This is a genomic window from Pseudomonas brassicacearum (genome assembly GCF_003732225.1).
GTDB classification, from domain to species: Bacteria; Pseudomonadota; Gammaproteobacteria; order Pseudomonadales; family Pseudomonadaceae; genus Aquipseudomonas; species Aquipseudomonas brassicacearum_E.
On the sequence record NZ_MOBJ01000035.1, the window covers coordinates 3,223 to 27,921 of the forward strand.

A 24,699-nucleotide genomic window follows, 5' to 3' on the forward strand; every position below is an offset into this window, starting at 1 on the left:
ATGCAGCAGCTGATGTCGTCGATTAAGGAGGTGATCCAGCCGCAGGTTCCCCTACGGCTACCTTGTTACGACTTCACCCCAGTCATGAATCACACCGTGGTAACCGTCCTCCCGAAGGTTAGACTAGCTACTTCTGGTGCAACCCACTCCCATGGTGTGACGGGCGGTGTGTACAAGGCCCGGGAACGTATTCACCGCGACATTCTGATTCGCGATTACTAGCGATTCCGACTTCACGCAGTCGAGTTGCAGACTGCGATCCGGACTACGATCGGTTTTGTGGGATTAGCTCCACCTCGCGGCTTGGCAACCCTCTGTACCGACCATTGTAGCACGTGTGTAGCCCAGGCCGTAAGGGCCATGATGACTTGACGTCATCCCCACCTTCCTCCGGTTTGTCACCGGCAGTCTCCTTAGAGTGCCCACCATAACGTGCTGGTAACTAAGGACAAGGGTTGCGCTCGTTACGGGACTTAACCCAACATCTCACGACACGAGCTGACGACAGCCATGCAGCACCTGTCTCAATGTTCCCGAAGGCACCAATCCATCTCTGGAAAGTTCATTGGATGTCAAGGCCTGGTAAGGTTCTTCGCGTTGCTTCGAATTAAACCACATGCTCCACCGCTTGTGCGGGCCCCCGTCAATTCATTTGAGTTTTAACCTTGCGGCCGTACTCCCCAGGCGGTCAACTTAATGCGTTAGCTGCGCCACTAAGAGCTCAAGGCTCCCAACGGCTAGTTGACATCGTTTACGGCGTGGACTACCAGGGTATCTAATCCTGTTTGCTCCCCACGCTTTCGCACCTCAGTGTCAGTATCAGTCCAGGTGGTCGCCTTCGCCACTGGTGTTCCTTCCTATATCTACGCATTTCACCGCTACACAGGAAATTCCACCACCCTCTACCATACTCTAGCTCGACAGTTTTGAATGCAGTTCCCAGGTTGAGCCCGGGGATTTCACATCCAACTTAACGAACCACCTACGCGCGCTTTACGCCCAGTAATTCCGATTAACGCTTGCACCCTCTGTATTACCGCGGCTGCTGGCACAGAGTTAGCCGGTGCTTATTCTGTCGGTAACGTCAAAACAATCACGTATTAGGTAACTGCTCTTCCTCCCAACTTAAAGTGCTTTACAATCCGAAGACCTTCTTCACACACGCGGCATGGCTGGATCAGGCTTTCGCCCATTGTCCAATATTCCCCACTGCTGCCTCCCGTAGGAGTCTGGACCGTGTCTCAGTTCCAGTGTGACTGATCATCCTCTCAGACCAGTTACGGATCGTCGCCTTGGTGAGCCATTACCTCACCAACTAGCTAATCCGACCTAGGCTCATCTGATAGCGCAAGGCCCGAAGGTCCCCTGCTTTCTCCCGTAGGACGTATGCGGTATTAGCGTCCGTTTCCGAGCGTTATCCCCCACTACCAGGCAGATTCCTAGGCATTACTCACCCGTCCGCCGCTCTCAAGAGAAGCAAGCTTCTCTCTACCGCTCGACTTGCATGTGTTAGGCCTGCCGCCAGCGTTCAATCTGAGCCATGATCAAACTCTTCAGTTCAAACATCTTTGGGTTTTGAGAAAACCCTAAACTTGGCTCAGCAATCGTTGGTTACATCTTTGATTTCTCGCGGAGTAACTTGTGATGCTGATAATCTTGTTGACTATCAGTCTGACTGCACAAGCACCCACACGAATTGCTTGATTCAGTTGTTAAAGAGCGGTTGGTTAAGATCTTTCGTCTCAACCGAGGCGCGCATTCTACAGCAGCCTCTGTTGCTGTCAAGCGGTTATTTTCAGAAGTTTTCAAAGTTTCCTTTGCAACTTCAACCACTTGCGCTTCCGATCTCTCGTTAGCGGGAGGCGAATTCTACAGCGTTACTCGCTGCTGTCAACACCTCTTTTTCTCCGCTTTCGACCGAGAAGATCGAACCGTCAATAAGGCGAAAACACACTGCTTTATCAACTCCTTCGGGCTTCGATGAACTGAAGCGTAACCGCTGTCGAAAACTGCGTAACTCTTTGTTTACCAAGGAGTTTTCCGTTTCGACTGCGCCGGAAGTGGGGCGAATTATAGACTTCCAGAATCTGCCGTCAACACCTAATTCAGTTTTTCTATCAGAAATCGAAAAACGGCACTCTATACGGCCTATATATAGAAGCACTTACAAAGAATGCGCAGTATATTGCTCAACACCTATTAGTTAAGCATGATATGCCACAGTACACTCTCTCGCCTCTCACTTCGGACGACGCCACGCAATGAATGACCAACCCCGCAGCCTTGCATCGACTCTGTTCCCGGTTGGCCTGCTATTAATAGCCATGGCGTCGATCCAGTCTGGAGCCTCCCTGGCAAAAAGCATGTTCCCGATAGTGGGTGCGCAAGGGACGACGACCCTGCGACTGATGTTCGCCAGCGTGATCATGTTACTGCTGTTGCGTCCCTGGAAGGCCAAGCTCACCGCCAGGTCGTTGCGCACCGTCGTCGTCTACGGCATGGCGCTGGGCGGCATGAACTTCCTCTTCTATATGTCGCTAAGAAGCGTCCCGCTCGGAATTGCCGTCGCTCTGGAGTTCACGGGTCCGCTGGCAGTGGCAATCTATGCCTCACGCAAGGCGATCGACTTTCTGTGGATCGGTCTGGCCATCGTCGGTCTGTTGCTGCTTATACCTACAGACGCAACAAACGCGAGCATTGACCTGACAGGTGCCGGTTATGCGCTGGGCGCCGGAGTATGTTGGGCGCTGTACATTTTGTTTGGTCAGAAGGCCGGCGCAGACAACGGCGTCCAGACAGCCGCGCTAGGCGTGATGATTGCTGCACTCTTCGTTGCACCTATTGGCATCGTCCACGCCGGAGCAGCGTTGCTCACACCATCGCTGATTCCCATCGCGATCGGCGTTGCCATTCTGTCCACTGCCCTTCCGTACACCCTTGAGATGATCGCTCTCACCCGAATGCCAGCACGCACCTTCGGCACACTGATGAGCATTGAGCCCGCGTTCGGCGCATTATCCGGGCTGCTGTTTTTGCACGAATACTTGTCCCTGGCACAGTGGATGGCCATCATTTGCATCATTCTGGCATCGGTAGGCGCGACCATGACGATGCGCAGTGAGTCCAAGCCACTGGTGGCAGTAGATTGATACACGCGTTTACGAAGGTCTGGTATTTGCCGCTCAATTGAGCCATGTTTAGCCGCAACTCAGTGTCAGACATGGATTTTTTCGGATAGGGATATCACTAGCGATAAAAACGAAACGCATGCTGCCAGACTCGGGCACCAGACCCGAGACCGCAATAGGGATGGGAATGAAACGATTTTTGGTATTGCTTGTTGTACTAACCGTCGCCGGTTGCGCTGCGACCTCCAAGACAGAGGTCAAGCGCGGGAAAAAAGGCCTGCACATCAACTGCTCAGGCCTCTCGTCTTCCTGGGACAAGTGCTACACGAGTGCAGCCGACTCATGTGGCCCAAATGGCTACAAGGTGCTTGCCAAATCCGGAGACGCGGTGGAAGACCCGGGTGACTATCCGTTTGGCATCAACCCCGCCGGCTATACCAGCCGGAGCATGATCGTTATCTGCAAATAGCCTGACGCTACCTTAGTCAGCGCCTTGACCGGCAATCTGGCGTCCGATTTCTTCATGGCTGGATTGCAATACGCTGCGCTGGATATCCGGATTCACCAGCATTCGCGCAACCACCAACGCACCAACGCATTGAGACAGAATGGCCCACGCCAGGCTGTCGCTCTCCAGGATGCGCGCCCAACTCTCCTGCAGCCGACAAATCCACTGCTCAGCTTGCTGACGTACCGCGATGTCGGAGCGAGCGATCTCGGCACCGAGTGCCGGCAGAGCACACCCGGATTCGGGATGCTCGACGTGCGCCATACTCAGGTAATGCTTGAGACAACGCTCCAATCTGGTTCGACTCAGCTCGCCATTACCGCTCAATCGCTCAAGGCTCTGACACAGCTCACGCTCGACGATCGAACTGAAGAGTTCATCTTTCGAGGAAAAGTGGCTGTAAAACGCACCGCCACTGAGTCCGATGGCTTTCATCAAGCCGTCGACACCCACCGTGGAAAAGCCCTCTTTCTTGGCTGACACTGAACTGCTTTCAAGCAGTTTCTGCCTGGTTTCCAGCTTGTGACTGGCTGAGTAACGCATCGCTTCCCCCGAGAATCCATCGCCTTGACGTATTCAGGATCGTAGCATAACGTTCGTTTAGCTAACGACCGTTTACCAAAGAGCGATAACTATGACCACAGCTATCAATAACAAGAAAGTCGTACTGGTTGTCGGTGCTGGCGATGCCACCGGCGGAGCTATTGCCAAGCGTTTCGCACAAGAAGGATTTGTTGCCTGCGTCACTCGTCGCAGCGCAGACAAATTGCAGCCATTGGTCGATGCCATTCAGACCAGTGGCGGTGAAGCTCATGGCTTTGCGTGTGATGCGCGCAAGGAAGAGGATGTAATCGCGCTGGTTGAACAGATCGAAAGCCAGATAGGTCCGATCGAAACCTTCGTCTTCAACATCGGCGCCAATGTGCCTTGCAGCATTCTTGAAGAAACCGCACGCAAGTATTTCAAGATTTGGGAAATGGCCTGTTTCTCTGGATTTCTCAACGCTCGTGAAGTGGCCAAGCGCATGGCCACCCGACAACGCGGCACTATCCTGTTCACTGGGGCTACCGCCGGTATGCGCGGGGCTGCTGGTTTTGCGGCGTTCGCCGGCGCCAAGCATGGTATTCGCGCCCTGGCCCAAAGCATGGCGCGAGAGCTGGGCCCGATGAACATCCATGTCGCCCATATCGTGGTCGATGGCGCGATCGATACCGACTTCATTCGCGACAGTTTCCCGGAAAAGTATGCCCTCAAGGACCAGGACGGGATTCTCAACCCCGAACACATCGCCGAGAACTACTGGTATCTGCACAGCCAGCCACGCGACGCCTGGACCTTCGAGCTGGATCTGCGGCCCTGGAGCGAACGCTGGTAAGCCCTCCCCCTATAACAGTAATCAGAGCGCATCGAATATGAGCAAACGCGTAGAGTTCTTCTTCGACCTCGGCAGCCCTGCCACTTACCTGGCCTATACCCAGCTGCCGAAAATCTGTGAGCAAAGCGGGAGCCAACTGATCTACCAACCAATGTTGCTGGGTGGCGTATTCAAAGCCACCGGCAACGCCTCACCGGCGGAGATCCCGGCCAAGGGTCATTACATGTTTGTGGACCTGGATCGTTACGCCAAGCGCTACGGCGTGCCATTCCAGCTCAATCCGTACTTTCCGATCAACACCCTGCTGTTGATGCGCGCCGTCACCGGCATCCAGTTGCGGCACCCTGAACGCTTCCTCGATTTTATCGACTGCCTGTTCCGCGCGCTCTGGGTTGATGGCCGCAACCTCAACGACCCGGCGATCGTCGCCGCGGTGCTGGCCGAACACGGCTTCGATCCCGACGAAGTGCTGGCCTTGACCACCGATGAGGAAGTCAAAGCCGCACTCAAGGACAAAACCGAGCAAGCGATCCAACGCGGTGTGTTCGGTGCGCCAAGCATGTTTGTCGACAACGAATTGTTCTTCGGCCAGGATCGCCTGGACTTTGTCCTCGAGGCCTTGGGCTAGATCTCGATAACCAGTCGGCCCTGCGCCTCACCCGAGGCTTGCAGGTCATAGGCTGCCTCGGCGGTTTGCAGCGTGAACCGCCGGGGATCGAGCAAAGGCTTCAACAACCCTGCTTCAATCAACTTCGCGGCCTCACCAAGAATCTGCCCGTGCCGCTCGCGACCTCTGCCGGTCAGCAAAGGCAGCAACGTGAAGACTCCAGAGTAACTCGCCGCTCGGAACGACAATGGCGCCAGACTGTGTTGCCCCCAGCCGAGACAGCTCAACACGTGCCCCTGATAAGTACGCACAGCCCTGAACGACGCATCCAGAGTCTCGCCTCCGACCGTGTCATAAACGATATCGAAACCCTCCCCCGCCGTATGTTGCTCTACATACTGCTCAACCGACTGCTGGCGGTAGTCGATAAAGGTTGCACCGAAGCCTTCGATAATTGCCTGATGCCTGGCCGACCCTGTGGCAAATACCTCGGCACCGAATGCCCGAGCCAACTGCACTGCCATATGCCCGACGCCACCAGCGCCACCGTGAATCAATACCTTGTGGTCAGTCTGAACCCGGGCGCGATCCAGCAAGCCTTCCCACGCGGTAATCAGCACCAACGGCAACGCTGCCGTCTCAGCCATACTCAAATTCACCGGTTTGCGCGCCAGCAGCCGCGCATCAACGGCGGCGAACTGCGCCAATGAACCCTGCTGACCACCAATTCCGGTCGCCATGCCATACACCTGATCGCCGACCTGCCAATCGCTGACCCCGGCGCCGAGCGCTTCGACAATCCCTGCCAGATCCATACCCAGTACCGCCGGCAATGGCTGACGGGCGTGAGCTGCCTGCCCGGCGCGAATTTTCCCATCCAATGGATTCACCCCACTGGCGATGATTCTGACCAACACCTGCCCGGCTTCAGGCACAGGCCTTGGGATAGAGGCCAAACGAAACGGTGCATTGGCCGAATCGACGATCAGGGCGAGCATTTCAAGTGAGTCAGTCATTTCGCAATCTCATGTCAGTGGAGAGTTGCGTTGATCATCCGCCCGCCAACTCATGCCGATAAGACGCTATATAGCTATAGTAACCATGCCCATTTGGCATCAATGAGAAAACCCTTGGACAAACTCAATGCAATGGCGGTTTTCGTAAGAGTAGTCGAGCGCGGCAGTTTCTCTGCTGTCGCTCGGGAACTGCAGACCAGCCAACCGACCATCAGCAAAATCCTTCGGGCGCTGGAAACAGAACTCGGCGGCAAGTTGATTGCTCGCAGCACCCGCCAGCTTTCACTGACCGACGAAGGTCAGCGTTACTACAACGAATGCCGACAGATTCTTGCGGCGGTCGACGCGGCCGAACACAGCTTCCAGTCCGGACGGGAAGCGGTCGCCGGGCCTTTGCGGGTTGGCTCCTCAGTCAGCTTCGGGCGCTTGCAGATTGCCGCGCGACTGCCGGATTTTCTTGAGCGCTATCCACACGTAGACATCGATTTACAGCTCAGCGATCAGAATCAGGACCTGGTCAGCGAAGGCCTGGACGTCACGTTACGCATCGGCGAGTTGAGCGATAGCGGCTTGATTGCCCGACAGATTGGCACCACCCATCGAGTGACGGTCGCCAGTCCCGACTACCTGGCTCGCCATGGCCAACCGCACACACCGGAAGAGCTGAGCCAGCATAACTGCCTGCTGTTCAACCTGCTGAGCAGCCAGAATCAGTGGATCTACGAAAAAAACGCTCAGCGCCACAGCGTGCGGATCAAAGGCAATGCCCAGAGCAACAGTTCGGAGGCCATACGCGAGATGGTGTTAGGCGGGCTGGGGATTGCGCTGTCGCCCGTGTGGTTGTTCAGCGAGGATTTGAAGGCCGGTCGGGTGACCGCGATCTTGCAGGATTACCGCGCACAAGCGCTGCCGATCCATGCGGTGTCCCCGGCCAATCGTCGCCAGTCGGCCAGGGTCAAGGCATTCGTCGACTACATGAGCGAAGCACTCGCCCACGCGCCGGAGCTTGCGCCGCCGTCCGAAGACTGACGGCGCAACACCGTCTCAGATCGCCGCGGTTCGGGTGTTCAGCCACGCCAGTGCAGCACCGTCGAGCAACGGACTCAAACGTTCACGCACCTGTGCATGATAAGCGTTGAACCACTCGCGCTCATCCTGGGTGAGCAATGAAGGCTCCAGGCAACGGGTGTCGATCGGGCACAGGGTCAGGGTCTCGAACTTGAGGAACTCGCCAAACTCGCTGCTACCCGCTTCGCGGTTCAACACCAGGTTCTCTATCCGCACGCCCCAGCGCCCGGGACGATAAGTACCTGGCTCGATCGAGGTGATCATCCCCGGCTGCATCGCGGTTTGCGGCGCTGGTGCGGCTTGGTAGGCGATGACTTGCGGGCCTTCGTGAACGTTCAGGAAGTAGCCGACGCCATGCCCGGTGCCGTGGCCATAGTCGACGCTTTCAGCCCAGATCGGCGCTCGCGCGATGGAGTCGAGCAATGGCGAGAGAATGCCCCGCGGGAACTGCGCACGGGACAAGGCAATCACGCCCTTGAGCACGCGCGTGCAGTCGCGTTTCTGCTCGGCGGTCGGCGTGCCCACCGGCACCATCCGCGTAATATCAGTGGTGCCGCCCAGATACTGACCGCCGGAATCGATCAGCAACAGGCCATCACCTTCGATCACCGCGTGCTCTTCTTCGGTGGCGTGGTAGTGCGGCATCGCACCGTTGGCGTTGAATGCGGCAATGGTGTTGAAGCTCAGCGACACATACCCCGGACGACGGGTACGGGCAGCGGTCAGGTGTTCATCGATGGTCAATTCGGTGACGCGTTCACGACCGAGAGCGCTGTCCAGCCAGGTGAAAAACTCGCACAGCGCCGCACCGTCCTGCTCCATGGCCTGACGGATGTGTTCGGCATCGGCGAGACTTTTCTGCGACTTGGCCAACGTAGTCGGGTTCAGGCCTTCAATCAGCTTTACGCCACTGCCGAGGTTATCCAGCAGACCGGCTGTCACCCGTGCCGGATCGACTTGCAGGCTGGCGCCATTTGGCACGGCAGCCAACGCCGAGGCCACTTCGCTGTAGTCGCGCAGAGTGACGCCTTCCTGTTCGAGGATCGCGCGCAATGGCGCATCAACCTTGCTCAGCGCGACAAACAAGGTTGCCTGTTGCTGGCCGATCAGGGCGAAGGACACGAACACCGGGTTGAACGACACGTCGCCGCCGCGCAGGTTGAACAACCAGGCGATGTCATCAAGGGTGGCAATGAAGTGCCAATCGGCCCCGCGCGCTTTCAGGCTTTCACGCAGCTTGGCGAGTTTCTCCCCACGGCTGACAGTGGCCTGCGGCGGCAAGTGCTGATAGATCGGTTGATTCGGCAGGCTCGGGCGATCGCTCCAGACTTCGTTCAACAGATCGATATCAGTGCGCAGCCGTGCGCCACGCTCCTCGAGCTTGCTGCTCAGTGAACGCGCCGACGCCACGGCCATGACCGCGCCGTCGACCGCAACCACACCACCTTCCGGAGTTTGTTCGGCCAGCCAGTCCAGCGGGCCGGGTTGGCCAGGCTGAAGTTTTACCAACTCGATGCCGCTGCCCTTGAGCTCCTTGGTCGCCTGTTCCCAGTAGCGACTGTCGGCCCAAACGCCAGCGAAGTCCTGGGTGACGATCAGCGTGCCGACCGAGCCATGAAAACCCGACAACCACTGACGCCCCTGCCAGTAACCCGGCAGATATTCCGACAAATGCGGGTCGGCCGACGGCACCAGCAGGGCGTGGATGCCTTCCCGGCTCATCAGCTCGCGGGTCTGCGCCAGGCGCTGGGGAACCGTTCCATGGGTCAAAGGCTGCGTACTCATCATGTCTCCTGCTAACCACTTTAATTTTGTTATAGGGCGCTGACTTTTGGTCTGCGTATCAGGATTGGGCGGTAGCCCAGAACGCCGGTGCACTGGCGGTTGCTGCTTTAATCAATTGTGCGGCCTGATCGATATCCTGCTCGGTGGTGAAACGCCCGAGACTCAAGCGAATGGTCCGCCCCGCCGTCTGCGCATCATGCCCCAAGGCTAGCAGCACATGGGACGGCGCATTACTCGCGGAGTTGCAGGCCGACGTCGCCGAAAAGGCGATCGAAGCACTCAAGGCCTGGGAATTGAACTCGCCTTCACTGAAGGTCAGGCTCAGGGTATGGGGAATGCGCTGGGTCGGGCTGCCGTTCAAGCGTAGACCGGTAATGCCGCTGAGTTGCTCAAGCAAGCGCTCGCGCAGCCGGGCGATAGTGGTCGCCTCTTCTGCAAAGTGTTCCGCTGCCAGCGCAAAGGCTGCGCCCATGGCTGCGATCTGATGCGTGGCCAGAGTCCCGGAGCGTAAACCGCCTTCGTGCCCGCCGCCATGGATCTGCGCCTGCAAGCGTTGCTGGGCACGCGGGCTGACGTAGAGCGCGCCGATCCCCTTGGGACCGTAAATCTTGTGCGCGGAAAACGACATCAAATCCACCGGCCATTGGGCCAGATCAATCGCTACCTTGCCCGCGCCCTGCGCGGCGTCAACGTGAAACAACGCGCCGTGCTCACGCACCCGCTGACCGATGGCCGGGATGTCGTTGACGGTACCGAGCTCGTTGTTGACCAGCATCAGCGACACCAGAAAGGTGTCTTCGCGCAGTGCCTCGCTGACCGCTTGCGCGGTGATCAGGCCTTCGGCGTCCGGCAGCAGATACGTGACGGCGACCCCGGCATCCTGCAATTGTCTGGCGGTGTCGAGGATCGCCTTGTGCTCGATCTGGCTGGTGATGATGTGGCCGCCGGACTGACCGCGGGCCTGGGCTACGCCTTTGAGCGCGAGGTTGTTGGACTCGGTGGCGCCGGATGTCCAGACGATCTGCTGCGCTTGCGCGCCCACCAGATCGGCGACTTGCTGGCGTGCCTGCTCTACTGAACGCCTGGCTTGCTGGCCAAAGGCGTGGGAGCTGGAAGCCGGATTGCCGAAGTTACCGCTGAACCCCAGACAGTCGACCATGACCTGAATGACCCGCTCATCCACCGGCGTGGTGGCGGCGTAATCAAAATACAAAGGACGCTTATTCATAAAAAAGACTCGCAGAGCTTGTTCCGGGATCAGGTGCATTCGCTGAAAACGCCACATTGGAGGTGGTGTAAAAACTGCGGGGAATCAGCAATACCTGATCGGATACCGTTAAAGAAGTACGACTTCATTTCAAAGTGCGTAGGAACGCTCCTGAAGTCGAGCTTAACAGGCATCGGACACCGGGTTGAAGCGCAAGTCAGCTAAAGCTCTCGTGCAGCATCGGATACAGCGAAGCCACCAACAGCAAGGCCATGCCCCAGTTGAAGATCCGCAACCAGCGCCGATCACGCAGGACATTGCGCAACAGGCTGCCGCAAGCCACCCAGACACTGACGCTCGGCAGGTTGATGATGGCGAACACCGCAGCGATAACGATCACATTGGTGAAATAGCCCTGCAGCGGTGTGTAGGTGCTGATGGCGCCAATCGCCATGATCCACGCCTTGGGGTTGACCCACTGAAACGCCGCCGCACCCCAATAGCTGATGGGCTTGGCGTGACCTTGTTCGGCTTCGGAGACGGGACCCGAATGGGCGATTTTCCACGCCAGATACAGCAAATAGCCCGCGCCGACATAACGCAGCACGCTGTAAAGCACAGGATAGGTTTGAAACACCGCGCCCAGGCCAAAACCGACGGCGAGCACAAGGATGAAAAAGCCGCAGGTGATGCCGAGCATGTGTGGGATGGAGCGGTTGAAACCGAAATTGACGCCCGAGGCCAGCAACATCGTGTTGTTCGGGCCCGGGGTGATCGAGGTCACCAGGGCGAACAGAGCAAAACCCAGCAGTAAATCCAGCGAGAGTGTCATGGGGCGATTCCATCAGGGTCGGTCAGGTATTGACCCTATCGCAGCCCACGCGTGAAACCCACGGACAGTTAGGTGAAACTTCGAGCAGTACAGTCGCTTAGCTGGCGTGGCCGTGAAGCGGCACAGCACGCTGGGCGTTCATCTCGCCATGCTGGTCAAAACCGAAAGTTTTCTGCGGCTGGCCGAGCAATTCAGCTTTTTTCGCCTGGTATTCATCAAACGACAAACCACGCCGATTCAAGGCTTCCAGCGCCAGCTCCCGGGTTTCTTCGGCGGTATATGGACGCAGTTCCGGGGACGTATGACTGGCGCAACCTGCAAGGACCGAGGCCACCAACAACAAGGATGTAACAAGTAAATGGTTCATGGGAGGGACTTCCTGCGGGCTGGTCTTGGGCAATGGACACAGGCTACTCCCGCCCTTGAGGCGACAAAAATCATCGCTCTCGATAGTCGCTATCGACCGTTTCGAGACTTGCTGCCGTTTGGTACGGCTCATCGAAACGAACGGCCGGTTCATCGTTGATGGCGCAACAGTGGCGATGCTGCAACCCGTCGGCCACTCGGTTGCCTGGATGGGGCTGACCTATAGTGAACCGGCCGGAAATCGGCGAAGGATTTGCGACATCCCACCAATAAAAAATGGAGAACGGTCATGAGCGTTAAACCCATTCCCGAGGGTTATCACAGCGTCACGCCCTACCTGGGAATCCAGAAATCTGCCGAGGCAATCGACTTTTACAAAAAAGCCTTCGGCGCCACGGAAGTCATGCGCCTGGCGATGCCCGACGGCAGCATCGGCCATGCCGAACTGCGCATTGGCGACTGCGCCATCATGCTCGGTACACCGTGCGATCAAGGTCCGCTGAGCAACCCCGACAAATCGCCGTCCGTGGGCCTGCATCTGTATGTCGTGGATGTGGACAAAAGCTACGCCCAAGCGATCAAGGCGGGCGGCACGGTAGTTTCGGAAGTGAAAGATCAGTTCTACGGCGACCGCTCGGGCACCTTGAAGGACCCCTTCGGCCATGTGTGGTTCCTGTCGACCCGCAAGGAAAACCTGACTCAAGCGCAGATCGAAGAGCGGGCAAAAGAGATGTTCAAGCCGCAATAACCCACACACCGCAGGAGCGCCGCCCGGGCGCTCCTGCGGATCCGTCACGGCGCACGGATTTTCTGCAACTGCCGAGGCTGTTGCTGATCGACCGGCTGGCCATCCTCATCGCACCCTACGGACAGACAAGGAACAGGTCTTTACCATGAGGGAGCTGTCAGTGATTTGTCCATGGGGACCGCCGTGAGCCCGGCAACACTGAAGGTTTCTGCACAGCGTCGGTAGCCGAGGTGCTGAAAAAAATCTTCGCTGGTACAGGTGCTGTTGAGGCGCGTCTGACTGAAACCCTGTTCGATCAACCAGGTTTCGAGGCCCTGCATCAACGCCTGCCCGGCACCGCGCCGAAACCATTCCGGCAGGACGTAACAAAACCCGACCTTGCCGCTGACGGCGGCCATGGCTACCCCAATCGGTTTGTCATCCAACAGCGCAAGGTTCAGGTACAGGTGTGGGTCGGCCAGCCAGGGCTGCACATGTTCTACTGTTTTGTTGTGGGTCCAGGCCGCGACGACTTTCGGGTCATTGCGGTGATCCGCGGCGCACCCGACCTTGATCGAGCGTTCGACGATCCGGCTGATAATCCCGGCGTCCGCGGGCACGGCTTTGCAGATGTGTATGCAGGCATCCATAGCGCTATCACCTCAATCCATTGAGTCAAAGCTGCGAGGGACAATAGCGCCGCAAGGGCCAGGTGGCTAATGGAGAGAAGTTACATTTGATGTGGTAACCCAATCCCTGTAGCAGCTGGCGAAGGCTGCGTTCGGCTGCGCAGCGGCCGTAAAACCAGGCGCTGCGTTCTTTCAGGTCAACCGTGGTGCCCGGATTTACGACTGCTGCGCAGCCGAACGCAGCCTTCGGCAGCTGCTACAGGGATGTGTGTGAGGGCGCTCAGGCTGACTGCAACGGCATCGTCAGTTCAACCCGCAAGCCGTCGGCGCGGCTGTCGAAATGCAGCACGCAGCCGCAGCGCTGGACGATTGCCTGGACAATCGCCAGACCAAGCCCGCAACCGGTGCTCGCGCCGTTGCGCCAGAAGCGTTGGGTCAGGTGTTGCAAATCCTCGGTGGCGATTCCCGGACCGTGGTCACGCACCTGAAAACGCACACGGTTGCCCATGGTTTCCAGACTCAGCTCCACCGCCTCCTCGGCTGGAGTGTGGCGCAAGGCGTTGTCCAGCAGGTTGCGCAAGGCGGCAATCGACAGCACCGCAGGCATTTGCACCGGCGCCTGTGAATAACTCGCCGGCAAGTGCAGTTTGATCCGCTGACGATCACCGCTGGCCGCGTCCTGAATCGCCAAACGGGCCACCTGCTCGGCGCTGCACTGCACACCATCGTCGAACGACAGACTGCCTTCGACCCGCGCCAGCAACAGCAGTTGCTCAAGCGTCCGGTGCAAGCGGTCGGCGCCTTCCTCGGCACGGGCCAGGGACTGATCGCGGGCGGCGCCTTCGGTCATGCGCGCCACTTGCAGGTGCGTCTTGATCGCCGTCAGCGGACTGCGCAGCTCATGGGCGGCGTCGCCAGTCAGCCGCCGCTCGCGCTCGATGGTCTTGCCGATCCGCTGGAGCAGCTGATTCTGGGTTTCCAGCAACGGTTGCAGTTCGCTCGGCAGCGGCTGGATCTGTAACGGTTCAAGGGAATCGGCGCTGCGACGCATCAAGGCATCGCGCATTCGATTAAGCGGCGCCAGGCCTTGGCCGATCCCCAGCCAAAGCAGGCACAGACAACCGAGCAACGCCACGCCCACCGGCACCGACGCGGCCAGCAATACCGACATGTTCAGCGCCTCGCGCTCGACTTGCCGGTCGGCCGTGGTGATGCGCACATCTCCGCGAGCCAGGGTGAAACTGCGCCAGCGCGCACCGTCGATCATCTGGTCATGGAAGCCCATCTTTTCGGCTTCCAGAGTTTGTTCGGGAGTGCTGTGGCTGCGAGCAAGAATCTCGCCGCGCAAGGAGCTGACCTGACAGGCCATGCCCCCCGGAATATTCAATTGTTCAGCACTGAAATGCGTGCCATCGCCTTTGCTCGGCAGGGCCGGCAACTGCTCCAGCAGCCCGGCGACCATCCGCGCCGAGGCCACCAGTCGCTGGTCGAGGGAAAACATCATCTGATTGCGCAAGTCGCTGAGCATCCAGGCTGCGGCCAAGGCCCAGATCAGCGCGAAGGCCGCGCCGAGGGTCAGACTCAGGCGCAAACGCAAACTCATCACTTCGATTGCTCTCCGCCGTCAGCCGGCCCCAAGCGATAGCCCAAACCGCGCACGGTCTCGACAATGCCGTTGCCGAGTTTGCGCCGCAGGTGGTGGATATGAACGTTGAGGGCGTTGCTTTCCAGTTCATCGTTGAAGCCGTAGACGCTGTCCTTGAGTTGCTCGGTCGACAGCACCCGGCCACGGTTGTGCAACAAGGCCTGTAACAGCGATTGCTCGCGGCGCGACAAGTCCACCGGTTGACCGGCAAGCAGGGTTTCGCGACTGCTCGGGTCGTAAGTCAGGGCGCCATGTTCGATCAGATTGACGCTACGCCCCGCCACACGGCGCAACAAGGTGTGCAGGCGCGCGGCCAGCTCACGCAGGTCAAAGGGTTTGAGCAGGTAGTCATCGGCACCGGCTTGCAGGCCATCGACGCGGTCGGTCACCGAATCCCGTGCGGTGAGAATCAGCACCGGAATCTCCAGGCCGTGATGGCGCAACTGCTGAAGCAGCTTCAAGCCGTCTTCGTCCGGCAGCCCCAGATCGAGCACCATGACATCGAACTCGGCGACCTTGAGCATCGCCCTGGCAGCGGAGGCCGTGGCGACATGCTCCACGGTCAAGCCCTGGGCAGTGAGGCCGGCAACGATGCCGCTGGCGATCAGCTCATCATCTTCACAGACAAGTACGTGCATGGTGAGACCTGTAGAAAAGCATTGATTAAGAAGGCGCCGGATTAAGCGGACATTATGCCCGACGCGTCATTGCCACAAGGATAGCGCGGTTAATCATCGGTTAATCGCCACCCATCATCGTGCACCCTACTTGCACCGCGATAAGGCTTACCCATGCGTCGTCTGTTTCTACTTTTTTTTCTTTTCATCACAGGGCTGGCCCAAGCGGCATCGAATCCGTTCGAGACCAAAGCTGATTTCCTGCCGGTCGGCAAAGCCTTTGTTTTTACCTCCGAACGCCTTGAATCGGGCGAAACCCAGCTCTTCTGGCAAATTGCCGACGGCTACTACCTGTATCAGCAACGGATGAAGTTCGACGGTTTGCCCGACGCGCATAAACCAACGCTGCCCGTGGGTGAAGCCCACAGCGACGAGTTTTTTGGTGATCAGCAGGTTTATCGCCAGGGCCTGGAGTTGAAGATTCCGGCCGGTGCCAGTGGCCAGATCAAAGTGGGTTTCCAGGGCTGTGCCGATGCCGGTTTGTGTTACCCGCCGCAAACCCAGGTGATCGACCTCGGTGGCAGCACCGCGGCGCCCAGTGCCAGTGAAGCGCCAGATCAAGCCTTGGCCAGCGGTCTGCAACAGCGGGCGCTGGGCTGGAGTTTGCTGGTGTTCTTTGGCCTCGGATTGCTGCTGGCCTTCGCCCCCTGCTCGCTGCCGATGTTGCCGATTCTCGCCGGTTTGATCGTCGGCAGCGGTGCCAGCCCCAAGCGCGGTTTCGCCCTGGCTGGCAGTTATGTGGTCAGCATGGCGCTGGTGTATGCGGCGCTGGGCGTAGTCGCCGCGTTGCTCGGTGCGAACTTGCAGGCATTGCTGCAGAACGTCTGGTTGCTCGGCAGTTTCGCCGTGGTGTTTGTGCTGTTGTCGTTGCCGATGTTCGGTTTCTTTGAACTACAACTGCCGGTCGCGCTGCGTGACCGTCTGGAAAACGCCAGCCGCAAACAAGGCGGCGGCAGCCTGATCGGTGCCGGTGTGCTCGGGGCCTTGTCCGGGTTGCTGGTCGGCCCGTGCATGACCGCGCCGCTGGCCGGAGCCTTGCTGTACATCGCCCAGAGCGGCAACGCACTGCACGGTGGGCTGATCCTGTTCGCCATGGGTATCGGCATCGGTTTGCCGCTGTTGTTGCTGGTGACTGTCGGTAACCGTTTCCTGCCCAAACCCGGCACCTGGATGAACCTGCTCAAAGGCATCTTCGGTTTCCTGTTCCTCGGTACCGCGCTGGTGATGGTGCGGCCGGTGCTTGATGAGTCGCTGTGGATCGGTCTGTGGGGCGCGCTGTTGTTGATCATCGCCTACAGCGCCTGGTGCCAGACCGGCGGATTCGGCCGCGCTGCCCATATGTTTGGTGGCATGGCGCTGCTTTCCGGGTTGTGGGGCAGCCTGCTGCTGATCGGTGCCGCGGGTGGCAGTGATGACCTGTTCAATCCGTTGCAGGTTTACCGCGCGCAGGCGTCGAACAGCGTCGCCAGCCCCTCGGCCCACGACGCCTTCATCACCATCAAGGATCCCGCCGCGCTGCAACGCGAACTCGACGCTGCCCGCGCCCAAGGCCAGTGGGTGTTGCTGGACTACTACGCGGACTGGTGTGTGTCGTGCAAGATCATGGAGAAACAGGTGTTCGGCAAACCCCAGGTACTGGACGCGTTGAAAGAAGTCCGCTTGCTGCGCCTGGACGTGACCGCCGACAATGCCGCCAGCCGTGAACTGCTCGGCCGTTATAAAGTGCCGGGGCCGCCAAGCCTGTTGTGGATCGGCGCCGACGGCATCGAGCGCCGCAGCCAGCGCATCACCGGAGAGGTGGATGCCGCCGGTTTCCTCCAACGCTGGAACATCACCCGGGACGCTCGTTGATGCTGACCTTTACCCTCGGCACCTTTGCCATTGCGCTCAACCACCTGCTGCTGATCAGTGCCTTGGCACTGGCAACCTTTGTCGGCTGGCGGGTGGCCAAGCGCGGTGGCGAGAACCCCGAGTCAGTGCTGTTCAGCTTGTTCCTGCTGGGGCTACTCGCGGCCAGGATCGGTTTTGTGCTCGCCTACTGGGCCCACTACCGCGATGACCCGTGGCAGATCATCGATTTGCGCGATGGCGGTTTCCTCGCCTGGCCCGGGGTGATTGCCCTGCTGCTGGCAACACTGCTGCGGGGCTGGCGTCGGCCGGCACTGCGCAAACCGTTGGGCTTCGGTGTCGGCAGCGGTCTGTTGTTCTGGTTGCTGGCGAGTTTGTCCCTGAGTCTTTACGAACAAGGCACGCGCCTGCCGGATATCGTCTTGCGCAATGCCGCCGGCGAAACCGTGCAATTGGCCGATTATCAGGGCGGCCCCTTGGTGATCAATCTTTGGGCCACCTGGTGCCCGCCCTGCCGGCGCGAAATGCCGGTGCTGGAGAACGCCCAGCAACATCGGCCCGACCTGACCTTTCTGTTCGTCAATCAGGCCGAAAGCATGCAAAGCGTCAGCACCTTCCTCGCGACCCAAGGCCTGAGCCTTTCCAACGTGCTGTTCGATGGTGGCGGCCGACTGAGCCAGGCCGTCGGCTCGATGGCATTGCCGACTACGCTGTTCTACAGCTCCGAGGGGCGGCTGCTCGGTAGCCACCTCGGTGAGTTGTCGGAGGCCAGCCTCGCCCGCGCCCTGGAAAGCTTCGACTCCCCGAATTCGGCCATACAGGCCACACCGTCAAGGAAACTGCCATGTCCCGCCTCCGCCACCTGCTGACGCTGTCCCTGGGCGCAGCGCTGCTGCAAATCCCGTTGCTGCACGCCGAAGAACTGCCCGCGGCGATCCGTAAGATCGAAGCGAAAGGCGCGAAAATCATCGGCAGTTTCGATGCCCCCGATGGTCTGCGCGGCTATGCGGCGCAGTATCAGAACCGCGGCATGACCCTGTACCTGACGCCCGACGGCCAGCATGTGCTGGTCGGCAACCTATACGACGCCGACGGCAAGGACCTGAGCGCCGAACCGTTGCAAAAACTGGTCTACGCGCCGATGGCCAAGGAAGTCTGGGCGAAGATGGACGCCAGCAACTGGATCGCCGACGGCAGCAAGGACGCACCGCGCACCGTCTACCTGTTCAGCGACCCGAACTGCCCTTACTGCAATATGTTCTGGGAACAGGCCCGGCCATGGGTGAAGGCCGGCAAGGTGCAACTGCGGCACATCATGGTCGGGATCATTCGCGAAGACAGCCCAGGCAAATCCGCTGCCCTGTTGGCCAGCAAAGATCCGAGCAAGGCCCTGGAAGACCACGAAAAGGCTGGCAAGCAAAGCTCGCTGAAAGCGCTGACGACCATTCCCGCCGCCATCCAGGCCAAACTCGACGCCAACATGAAGTTGATGGAAGAGCTCGAACTGTCCGCCACTCCGGCAATCTTCTACATGGACGACAAGGGCGAGTTGCAACAACAGCAAGGCGCGCCGTCGCCGGACAAGCTGGTGAAGATTCTCGGGCCGAAGTAGTTTTTGCCGTCAGATTTCTACTGGATTCACCGACGCCATCGCGAGCAAGCTCGCTCCCACAGTTGATCGCATATCCCTGTGGGAGCGAGCTTGCTCGCGATGGCGGCTGGATAATCGACTAAGTTCTCTCAGCCAAAAACGCCAGCAGCGCCTCGGTGACGAACTCAGGATTCTCCAGGTTCGAAATGTGCCCAGCCTCCGGCACCAACAGATACGGACAACCGATCAACTCGGCCATTTCCCTGGTTTCCGACGGTGGCCGCGGCTTGTCCTGATCACCGCACATCAGCAAGGTAGTTTCAGGGTTCAGCTCGCCCAGACGCGGCAACAGATCATCGCGACCAAACGTAATGCGGCCCATCGGCACGATGCTTTCACGCAAACGCTCAGGCGGCAGCGCGGCCAGTTTGGCACGGAAATCCTGATACAGCGCGGACTGAGGATCGATACCCGGACGGAAGAAAATCGGCACCACGATATCGAGTAGCTGCGGCGCAATCACACCGCTGTCTTCGATCTGCTTGAACAGCGAGAAATAGTACTGGCGAGTCGGCTCGGGTTCGACACCGACATAGGTGTCCATCAGCACCAGACCGTTGAGACGCTGCGGGGCCGACAGCGCCAGACGCACGCCCCACATGCCTCCGACCGAAAGGCCGACCAGCGTGACGCGGTCAATATCCAGATGATCAAGCAGTGCCAGTACCTGGCGCGCCTGATCATCCAGCGAAGTCATACCCTGGGGCAACGGCCCGGACTCCCCGTGCCCCCAAAGGTCCAGGGCAATCACCCGATAGTGTTGCGACAACGCCGCAATCTGCGGCGCCCACATGGCCTGGTCCCACAAGTAACTGCCGGCCAGCAACACCGCTGGACCGCAGCCCTGATCAACGTAATGAAGCGATTGTCCATCAATCGTAGCGAAGGGCATCAACTGTCTCCTTTCTGAATGGGGCCCATCAAAAAAAGCCCAGGCAGCCTGAGCCGGTCAGTTTCTTCAGTCAATGCGCAAAATGCGATGACGTTGGTATCTAAGCGACGTTGAAATGCGGTGTTGGACTGCGCCCGTAGCAGCTGCCGAGCCTGCGAGGCTGCGTTCGAGGACGAAGTCCTCGCAAATCCTGGGTCCACGCTTTACCTGGAAGAACGCGCGGCCTGATTCAACGACTGCTTCGCAGGCTCGGCAGCTGCTACGAGGGTTAGAACGAATGCCGCAGACGGTCGAGAACTACAACCCCTCCAACTGCGCCATCAGGTCATTCAACCGATCCACCTTCTCCTCGGTAATGTCCGTCACCGCGAGCCCTTCGATCTACCTCGCCAGTTCCTCCACCGTGCTGCACTCCAACATCGTTCGCAGCGGCACACTGCGTTGCAGGGCCTTTTGCACCCGCGAGGCGATTTGCGTGGCGAGCAGCGAGTGGCCACCGACAAAGGAAATCCAGGAAGATAATTAATCCACCCCTCAATTGACAATAATTATCATTCATCCTAGCTTGTCGCTCGATGCGTAGGACGGTTCCGAACCCTTGGTCGTCCTACTTACTTTTTGCAGCAAGGTGATTTCCATGACGGAACCAGTAACCACAAGCAGGTGCGACTCACCCTTACTCCAGGCGTTCGTTGATAATCGGTTGATTCTGGTCAAGATCGCGGCCCGCATTACCGGCTGCCGATCCCGCGCCGAAGATGTCGTTCAGGATGCGTTTTTCAGGCTGCAATCAGCACCGCAAATCACCTCCTCATTCAAGGCCCAGCTCAGCTACCTGTTTCAGATCGTGCGCAACCTGGCGATCGATCACTACCGCAAACAGGCGCTGGAGCAAAAGTATTCGGGCACCGAAGAAGAAGGCTTGAACGTGGTCATTCACGGTGCCTCGCCAGAAACCTCACACATCAACTTCTCGACGCTGGAAAACATCGCCGCCGCCCTCGGCGAATTGCCAAGTCGCACCCGCTATGCCTTCGAGATGTATCGCCTGCACGGCGTCCCGCAAAAGGACATCGCCAAGGAACTCGGCGTGTCGCCGACCCTGGTGAACTTCATGATCCGTGATGCGCTGGTGCATTGCCGCAAGGTTTCGGGCAAGCGCAGCGATACCTTCGCCCGCCGCTGAGACATTGTTGTCTCGACAAAAAAGATCGCAGCCTGCGGCAGTTCCTACCGACGTTTCAGCTTTTGGGCACCGGCACGATGGCGATCTTGTATGGATCGAAAATCTTCAGCATCTGCCCGTTGTCCCGCAGGCCTTGCAGCAACTTGCCGAAGGTTTCTGCGCTGATCGGCGCTTGCGGACGTAACAGCGCGTAATGGTGATAAACCTGATCGATACGCTGGGATACCAGCAACTGTGCCCCGACCTTTTCATTGCGCAGCAGGTAATCGTAGAGGTACGAACGTGTGACCAGTGCGATGTCGGCACGGTCGCGAAGGATCATTAAAATATTGCTGTCGTGGGAAGTCGTGAGCGTCGCGTTGTAAGTGTTCTTGAGAAATTGCGGATCGGCATTGAACCCGGCAAATTCGTAGTGATAATCCTTGTACAACGCCAGACGCTTACCTTTCAAATCGGCGAAGTAGCTCTGCTGGCGGTCCGGTTTGCTCTGAGCGACAAAGATTTCAGCATCTTCCAGCCCCATGTCGACAGTGCTGTGCGGGATATCCTTCCAGCCCCACTCCGGGTTTTCGAAGATCGCCATGTCAACCCGGGCGTCCTCGAAATCACCGAAACGACGCTGCAATGAGGTCGGCACGAGTTTGAACTGATAGTCGGTTTGCAACTTGTTCAGTGCCTCGACCAACTGCGGCAGCAGCCCGGTATCGTCGCCATTCTCCGGTCGAACGGTATAGGGAGGAAAATGCGCAGCGCCCACCTGTACCACTTGCGCGGCCGAAGCCGGCAGCACGAACAGCGCGCCCAGCGCCATCAGCGAAATCCGTAAAGCCTTCCGAACTGGCGAAGACATCAAAACAAGCCCACCTTTAAAAATACATTCACTACAAAGCTAGGCGGTTTCCCCCACTTAGACAACTTGGTGATGGCTATTTAATAAGTTTTAGCGAAACCGTCACTTTTCCTCCAGCACCAGAATCAAGGCTTCGTCGGCCAATTGATCGAGGCTCATGCTGCCGTCCGCACGAAACCAGGTGGTGGTCCAGGACAGCGCACCGGTTAGAAAACGTCGGGTTATGAACACGTCGCCGCGAATAAAACCGGCGTCTTTCGCCTCACCCAGCACTTGCAGCCAGATCTGTTCATAGATGTCGCGCAGCGCCAGCACCTGGACCTGACCTTCTTCGGACAGCGAGCGCCATTCGTAGACCAGCACCGCCATCGCTTCACCGCTACCGCCCATGATCGACTGCAATTCGCAACGGATCAGCGCCAGCACCCGCTCACGCACATTGGTCGCTTGAGCCAGCGACGCGCGCATCAACGCGGTGTTGTAGCGAATGGTTTCCTCCATCACCGCCCGCAGGATTTCATCCTTGCTTTTGAAGTGATGAAAAATACTCCCCGACTGAATCCCCACCGCACTGGCCAGATCACGCACCGTCGTGCGCTCGTAACCCTTGTTGCGAAACAGGTGAGCGGCCATTTGCAGCAGTTTGCCGCGAGCGCTGTCAGGATCGGTCAGTTGCCCGTTGTCGACCAACTCGCGCATTACCAGCAGGGCTTTTTGCTCGTCCACCCGTTCTCTCCTACAGTCGCTCAATCGAATGTGCGATCAGACCACTAAAACAGTGGGTTGCGCGGGCAATTTAAGCTGACCGGGGCGACCAAGCAAGCGCTTGGGAACAAGATGTAACTGCCATTTACAAACCAAGCGCTTGCTTGGTAGTCTCGAACCACTTCTGTCGGAGGCTTGCAATGAACAAAACCGTTCGCATCGGCTGCGCCAGTGCCTTCTGGGGCGACACCTCGACCGCTGCCGCGCAGTTGGTTGAAGGCGCTCAGCTGGACTATCTGGTGTTCGACTATCTGGCAGAAATCACCATGTCCATACTGGCCGGCGCCCGGATGAAAGATCCCCAGGCCGGTTACGCGACTGACTTCATCGAAGTTCTCAGCCCGCTCCTCAACCAAATCTGCGAGCAGAAAATCCGCGTGATCAGTAACGCCGGCGGAATCAATCCACTGGCCTGCGCAGCAGCGCTGCAAGCAGCGTGCGATAAGGCCGGCGTGTCGCTGAATATCGCCGTGCTGCTGGGCGATGACCTGCAACCGCAGTTCGAGCAACTGGCTGCCTGCGGCGTAAAGGAAATGTTCAGCGGTGCGCCTCTGCCGCCGATGTGCGTTTCGACCAACGCCTACCTCGGCGCCCCCGGCATTGTCGAGGCGCTACGCCTGGGCGCGGACATCATCATCACCGGCAGAGTGGTCGACAGCGCGGTGGTCAGCGCCGCGTTAATGCATGAGTTCGGCTGGTCGTGGCAGGACTACGACAAACTGGCCCAGGCCGCGCTGGCCGGGCACATCATCGAATGCGGCGCGCAGTGCACCGGCGGCAACTTCACCGATTGGCAAGAAGTACCGGACTACGAACACATCGGCTTTCCGATCGTCGAGGTCAGTGCCGATGGCCAGTTCATCGTCAGCAAACCTGAAGGTTCCGGTGGATTGGTCACACCGCTCAGCGTCGGCGAGCAGTTGCTGTATGAAATCGGCAACCCTCGCGCTTACCTGCTGCCCGATGTGGTCTGCGATTTCAGCCAGGTCAAACTCCAGCATCAAGGCCAAAACATCGTGCACGTTCACGGTGCCAAAGGCTTGCCACCGCCCCGTCAATACAAGGTCAGCGCGACCTGGCCGGACGGGTTTCGCTGCACCGCCAGTTGCCTGATTGCCGGGATCGACGCGGTAGCCAAGGCGCGTCGGGTGAGTCAGGCGATCATCGCCAAGACCTCGGAGATGTTCAGCCAACGCGGCTGGGCGCCCTACAGCGAAGTGAACATCGAACTGCTTGGCAGCGAAGCGACTTATGGTCCTCACGGCCAGCGTCAAGACAGCCGCGAAGTAGTGATCAAACTGGCCGTGCGGCATCCGAACAAGCAGGCGCTGGTCCTCTTCTCCCGCGAGATCGCCCAGGCCGCCACCGGCATGGCGCCAGGGCTGACCGGAATCGTCGGCGGTCGGCCGACGGTGTATCCATTGATCCGTCTGTTCTCGTTCCTGATCGACAAAAATACCTGCGCGCTGGAAATCGACCTGCAAGGCCAACGTCACCCCTGCGTCCTGCCCGCCCTCGATCATCTCGACACGGCCACCCTGCCGGTGCCCTTTGATCCGCCCAAACCCCATGGTCGGGCCGACGCCAGTGTGGCGCTGGTGAAACTCGCGGTAGCGCGCTCCGGCGACAAGGGCAATCACAGCAATATCGGCGTCATGGCCCGCGCCCCCGAGTACCTGCCGTGGATCGCCGAAGCGCTGACGCCTGCGGTGGTAGTCGACTGGATGAGTCACGTTCTCGACCCGATCCACGGACGTGTCGAGCGCTGGTATCTGCCCGGTACTCACAGCCTGAATTTTCTGCTGGAAAACGCCCTCGGTGGCGGTGGCGTGGCCAGCCTGCGGATCGACCCGCAAGGCAAGGCGTTCGCCCAGCAGCTATTGGAAATCCAGATCCCGGTGCCGCAAGGCATCGCTGACCAAGTCAACTAGAGGACG

Annotated in this window: 23 protein-coding genes, 1 rRNA gene and 1 pseudogene; 11 read left to right on the plus strand and 14 right to left on the minus strand. The window is 58.9% G+C overall.

Annotation, left to right across the window (positions count from 1 at the left end):
* Nucleotides 1–23: 23 nt before the first annotated feature.
* Nucleotides 24–1,560 (minus strand): 16S ribosomal RNA (locus BK659_RS27195).
* 701 nt (nt 1,561–2,261) lie between these two features.
* Here BK659_RS27195 and rhtA point away from each other — a divergent pair.
* Both rhtA and BK659_RS27210 read left to right on the plus strand, forming a co-directional pair.
* Nucleotides 2,262–3,149, plus strand: coding sequence for a threonine/homoserine exporter RhtA (rhtA, locus tag BK659_RS27205; RefSeq protein WP_123428824.1), 888 nt, complete (start codon nt 2,262–2,264; stop codon nt 3,147–3,149).
* Between the two features lie 166 nt (nt 3,150–3,315).
* The gene (locus BK659_RS27210; RefSeq protein WP_123428954.1) at nt 3,316–3,597 is read left to right on the plus strand and encodes a hypothetical protein; all 282 of its coding nucleotides are present in this window, start codon (nt 3,316–3,318) and stop codon (nt 3,595–3,597) included.
* 12 nt (nt 3,598–3,609) lie between these two features.
* Here the strand turns inward: BK659_RS27210 and BK659_RS27215 are convergent, their stop codons facing one another.
* Complete coding sequence (locus BK659_RS27215; protein WP_123428827.1) at nt 3,610–4,179, minus strand: TetR/AcrR family transcriptional regulator; 570 nt, start codon at nt 4,177–4,179, stop codon at nt 3,610–3,612.
* A 91-nt stretch (nt 4,180–4,270) separates the two neighbouring features.
* On the opposite strand from BK659_RS27215, the gene BK659_RS27220 reads away from it, so the two are divergent.
* Nucleotides 4,271–5,011, plus strand: coding sequence for an SDR family oxidoreductase (locus BK659_RS27220; RefSeq protein ID WP_123428829.1), 741 nt, complete (start codon nt 4,271–4,273; stop codon nt 5,009–5,011).
* A 37-nt stretch (nt 5,012–5,048) separates the two neighbouring features.
* Nucleotides 5,049–5,639, plus strand: a complete 591-nt coding sequence (locus tag BK659_RS27225; protein WP_123428831.1) for a 2-hydroxychromene-2-carboxylate isomerase — start codon at nt 5,049–5,051, stop codon at nt 5,637–5,639.
* Here the strand turns inward: BK659_RS27225 and BK659_RS27230 are convergent.
* Complete coding sequence (locus BK659_RS27230; RefSeq protein WP_123428833.1) at nt 5,636–6,634, minus strand: zinc-dependent alcohol dehydrogenase family protein; 999 nt, start codon at nt 6,632–6,634, stop codon at nt 5,636–5,638. The two genes, BK659_RS27225 and BK659_RS27230, sit on opposite strands and share 4 nt — an antisense overlap.
* A gap of 102 nt (nt 6,635–6,736) precedes the next feature.
* Between BK659_RS27230 and BK659_RS27235 the strand changes: the two genes are divergently transcribed.
* Nucleotides 6,737–7,663 (plus strand): LysR family transcriptional regulator, encoded by a 927-nt coding sequence (locus tag BK659_RS27235; RefSeq protein ID WP_123428835.1) that lies wholly within the window; start codon nt 6,737–6,739, stop codon nt 7,661–7,663.
* A 15-nt stretch (nt 7,664–7,678) separates the two neighbouring features.
* Here the strand turns inward: BK659_RS27235 and BK659_RS27240 are convergent, their stop codons facing one another.
* The 4 genes from BK659_RS27240 to BK659_RS27255 all read right to left on the minus strand — a co-directional run bounded on the left by BK659_RS27240 (nt 7,679) and on the right by BK659_RS27255 (nt 11,893).
* A complete protein-coding gene (locus BK659_RS27240) occupies nt 7,679–9,487 on the minus strand; it encodes an aminopeptidase P family protein (RefSeq protein WP_123428837.1) in 1,809 nt (602 codons plus the stop codon).
* Between the two features lie 58 nt (nt 9,488–9,545).
* Nucleotides 9,546–10,715: a cysteine desulfurase family protein gene (locus tag BK659_RS27245; protein WP_123428956.1), complete on the minus strand. Its 1,170-nt coding sequence runs from the start codon at nt 10,713–10,715 to the stop codon at nt 9,546–9,548.
* A 196-nt stretch (nt 10,716–10,911) separates the two neighbouring features.
* Complete coding sequence (locus tag BK659_RS27250) at nt 10,912–11,526, minus strand: LysE family translocator (protein WP_123428839.1); 615 nt, start codon at nt 11,524–11,526, stop codon at nt 10,912–10,914.
* A 97-nt stretch (nt 11,527–11,623) separates the two neighbouring features.
* A complete protein-coding gene (locus tag BK659_RS27255; RefSeq protein ID WP_123428841.1) occupies nt 11,624–11,893 on the minus strand; it encodes a hypothetical protein in 270 nt (89 codons plus the stop codon).
* Nucleotides 11,894–12,181: 288 nt separating this feature from the next.
* Between BK659_RS27255 and BK659_RS27260 the strand changes: the two genes are divergently transcribed.
* Nucleotides 12,182–12,640: a VOC family protein gene (locus BK659_RS27260; RefSeq protein WP_123428843.1), complete on the plus strand. Its 459-nt coding sequence runs from the start codon at nt 12,182–12,184 to the stop codon at nt 12,638–12,640.
* 140 nt (nt 12,641–12,780) lie between these two features.
* On the opposite strand, the gene BK659_RS27265 is transcribed toward BK659_RS27260, so the two are convergent.
* From BK659_RS27265 to BK659_RS27275, 3 genes are all read right to left on the minus strand, one after another.
* Nucleotides 12,781–13,269 (minus strand): GNAT family N-acetyltransferase, encoded by a 489-nt coding sequence (locus BK659_RS27265; protein WP_123428845.1) that lies wholly within the window; start codon nt 13,267–13,269, stop codon nt 12,781–12,783.
* 259 nt (nt 13,270–13,528) lie between these two features.
* Nucleotides 13,529–14,854, minus strand: a complete 1,326-nt coding sequence (locus BK659_RS27270; protein WP_123428848.1) for an ATP-binding protein — start codon at nt 14,852–14,854, stop codon at nt 13,529–13,531.
* Complete coding sequence (locus BK659_RS27275) at nt 14,851–15,531, minus strand: response regulator (RefSeq protein WP_123428850.1); 681 nt, start codon at nt 15,529–15,531, stop codon at nt 14,851–14,853. The genes BK659_RS27270 and BK659_RS27275 overlap by 4 nt, the downstream gene beginning before the upstream one ends.
* A 153-nt stretch (nt 15,532–15,684) precedes the next feature.
* On the opposite strand from BK659_RS27275, the gene dsbD reads away from it, so the two are divergent.
* Genes dsbD through dsbG form a run of 3 tightly spaced genes read left to right on the plus strand, consistent with a single transcriptional unit; the run spans nt 15,685 to nt 19,030 of the window.
* On the plus strand, nt 15,685–17,421 hold the full coding sequence (gene dsbD, locus BK659_RS27280) for a protein-disulfide reductase DsbD (RefSeq protein WP_123428852.1): 1,737 nt from the start codon (nt 15,685–15,687) through the stop codon (nt 17,419–17,421).
* On the plus strand, nt 17,421–18,287 hold the full coding sequence (locus BK659_RS27285) for a TlpA disulfide reductase family protein (RefSeq protein ID WP_123428854.1): 867 nt from the start codon (nt 17,421–17,423) through the stop codon (nt 18,285–18,287). Before dsbD ends, BK659_RS27285 begins: the two co-directional genes overlap by 1 nt.
* Nucleotides 18,263–19,030 (plus strand): thiol:disulfide interchange protein DsbG, encoded by a 768-nt coding sequence (dsbG, locus tag BK659_RS27290; RefSeq protein ID WP_123428855.1) that lies wholly within the window; start codon nt 18,263–18,265, stop codon nt 19,028–19,030. Before BK659_RS27285 ends, dsbG begins: the two co-directional genes overlap by 25 nt.
* Nucleotides 19,031–19,148: 118 nt before the next feature.
* Here the strand turns inward: dsbG and BK659_RS27295 are convergent, their stop codons facing one another.
* Together BK659_RS27295 and BK659_RS28420 are read right to left on the minus strand one after the other, a co-directional pair.
* Complete coding sequence (locus BK659_RS27295; RefSeq protein ID WP_123428858.1) at nt 19,149–19,961, minus strand: alpha/beta fold hydrolase; 813 nt, start codon at nt 19,959–19,961, stop codon at nt 19,149–19,151.
* Between the two features lie 297 nt (nt 19,962–20,258).
* Nucleotides 20,259–20,462 (minus strand): annotated as a pseudogene (locus BK659_RS28420) (phosphopantetheine-binding protein); the annotation flags it as partial.
* Between the two features lie 136 nt (nt 20,463–20,598).
* Between BK659_RS28420 and BK659_RS27305 the strand changes: the two are divergent.
* Nucleotides 20,599–21,147: an RNA polymerase factor sigma-70 gene (locus BK659_RS27305; RefSeq protein WP_123428860.1), complete on the plus strand. Its 549-nt coding sequence runs from the start codon at nt 20,599–20,601 to the stop codon at nt 21,145–21,147.
* A 55-nt stretch (nt 21,148–21,202) separates the two neighbouring features.
* Here the strand turns inward: BK659_RS27305 and BK659_RS27310 are convergent, their stop codons facing one another.
* Both BK659_RS27310 and BK659_RS27315 read right to left on the minus strand, forming a co-directional pair.
* On the minus strand, nt 21,203–21,997 hold the full coding sequence (locus BK659_RS27310; protein ID WP_123428862.1) for a substrate-binding periplasmic protein: 795 nt from the start codon (nt 21,995–21,997) through the stop codon (nt 21,203–21,205).
* Nucleotides 21,998–22,099: 102 nt separating this feature from the next.
* On the minus strand, nt 22,100–22,723 hold the full coding sequence (locus BK659_RS27315; RefSeq protein ID WP_123428864.1) for a TetR/AcrR family transcriptional regulator: 624 nt from the start codon (nt 22,721–22,723) through the stop codon (nt 22,100–22,102).
* A gap of 179 nt (nt 22,724–22,902) precedes the next feature.
* Between BK659_RS27315 and BK659_RS27320 the strand changes: the two genes are divergently transcribed.
* Nucleotides 22,903–24,693 carry an acyclic terpene utilization AtuA family protein gene (locus tag BK659_RS27320; protein WP_123428866.1) on the plus strand — a complete coding sequence of 597 codons (1,791 nt, stop codon included), beginning with the start codon at nt 22,903–22,905 and terminating at the stop codon, nt 24,691–24,693.
* The last annotated feature ends 6 nt before the right edge of the window (nt 24,694–24,699 follow it).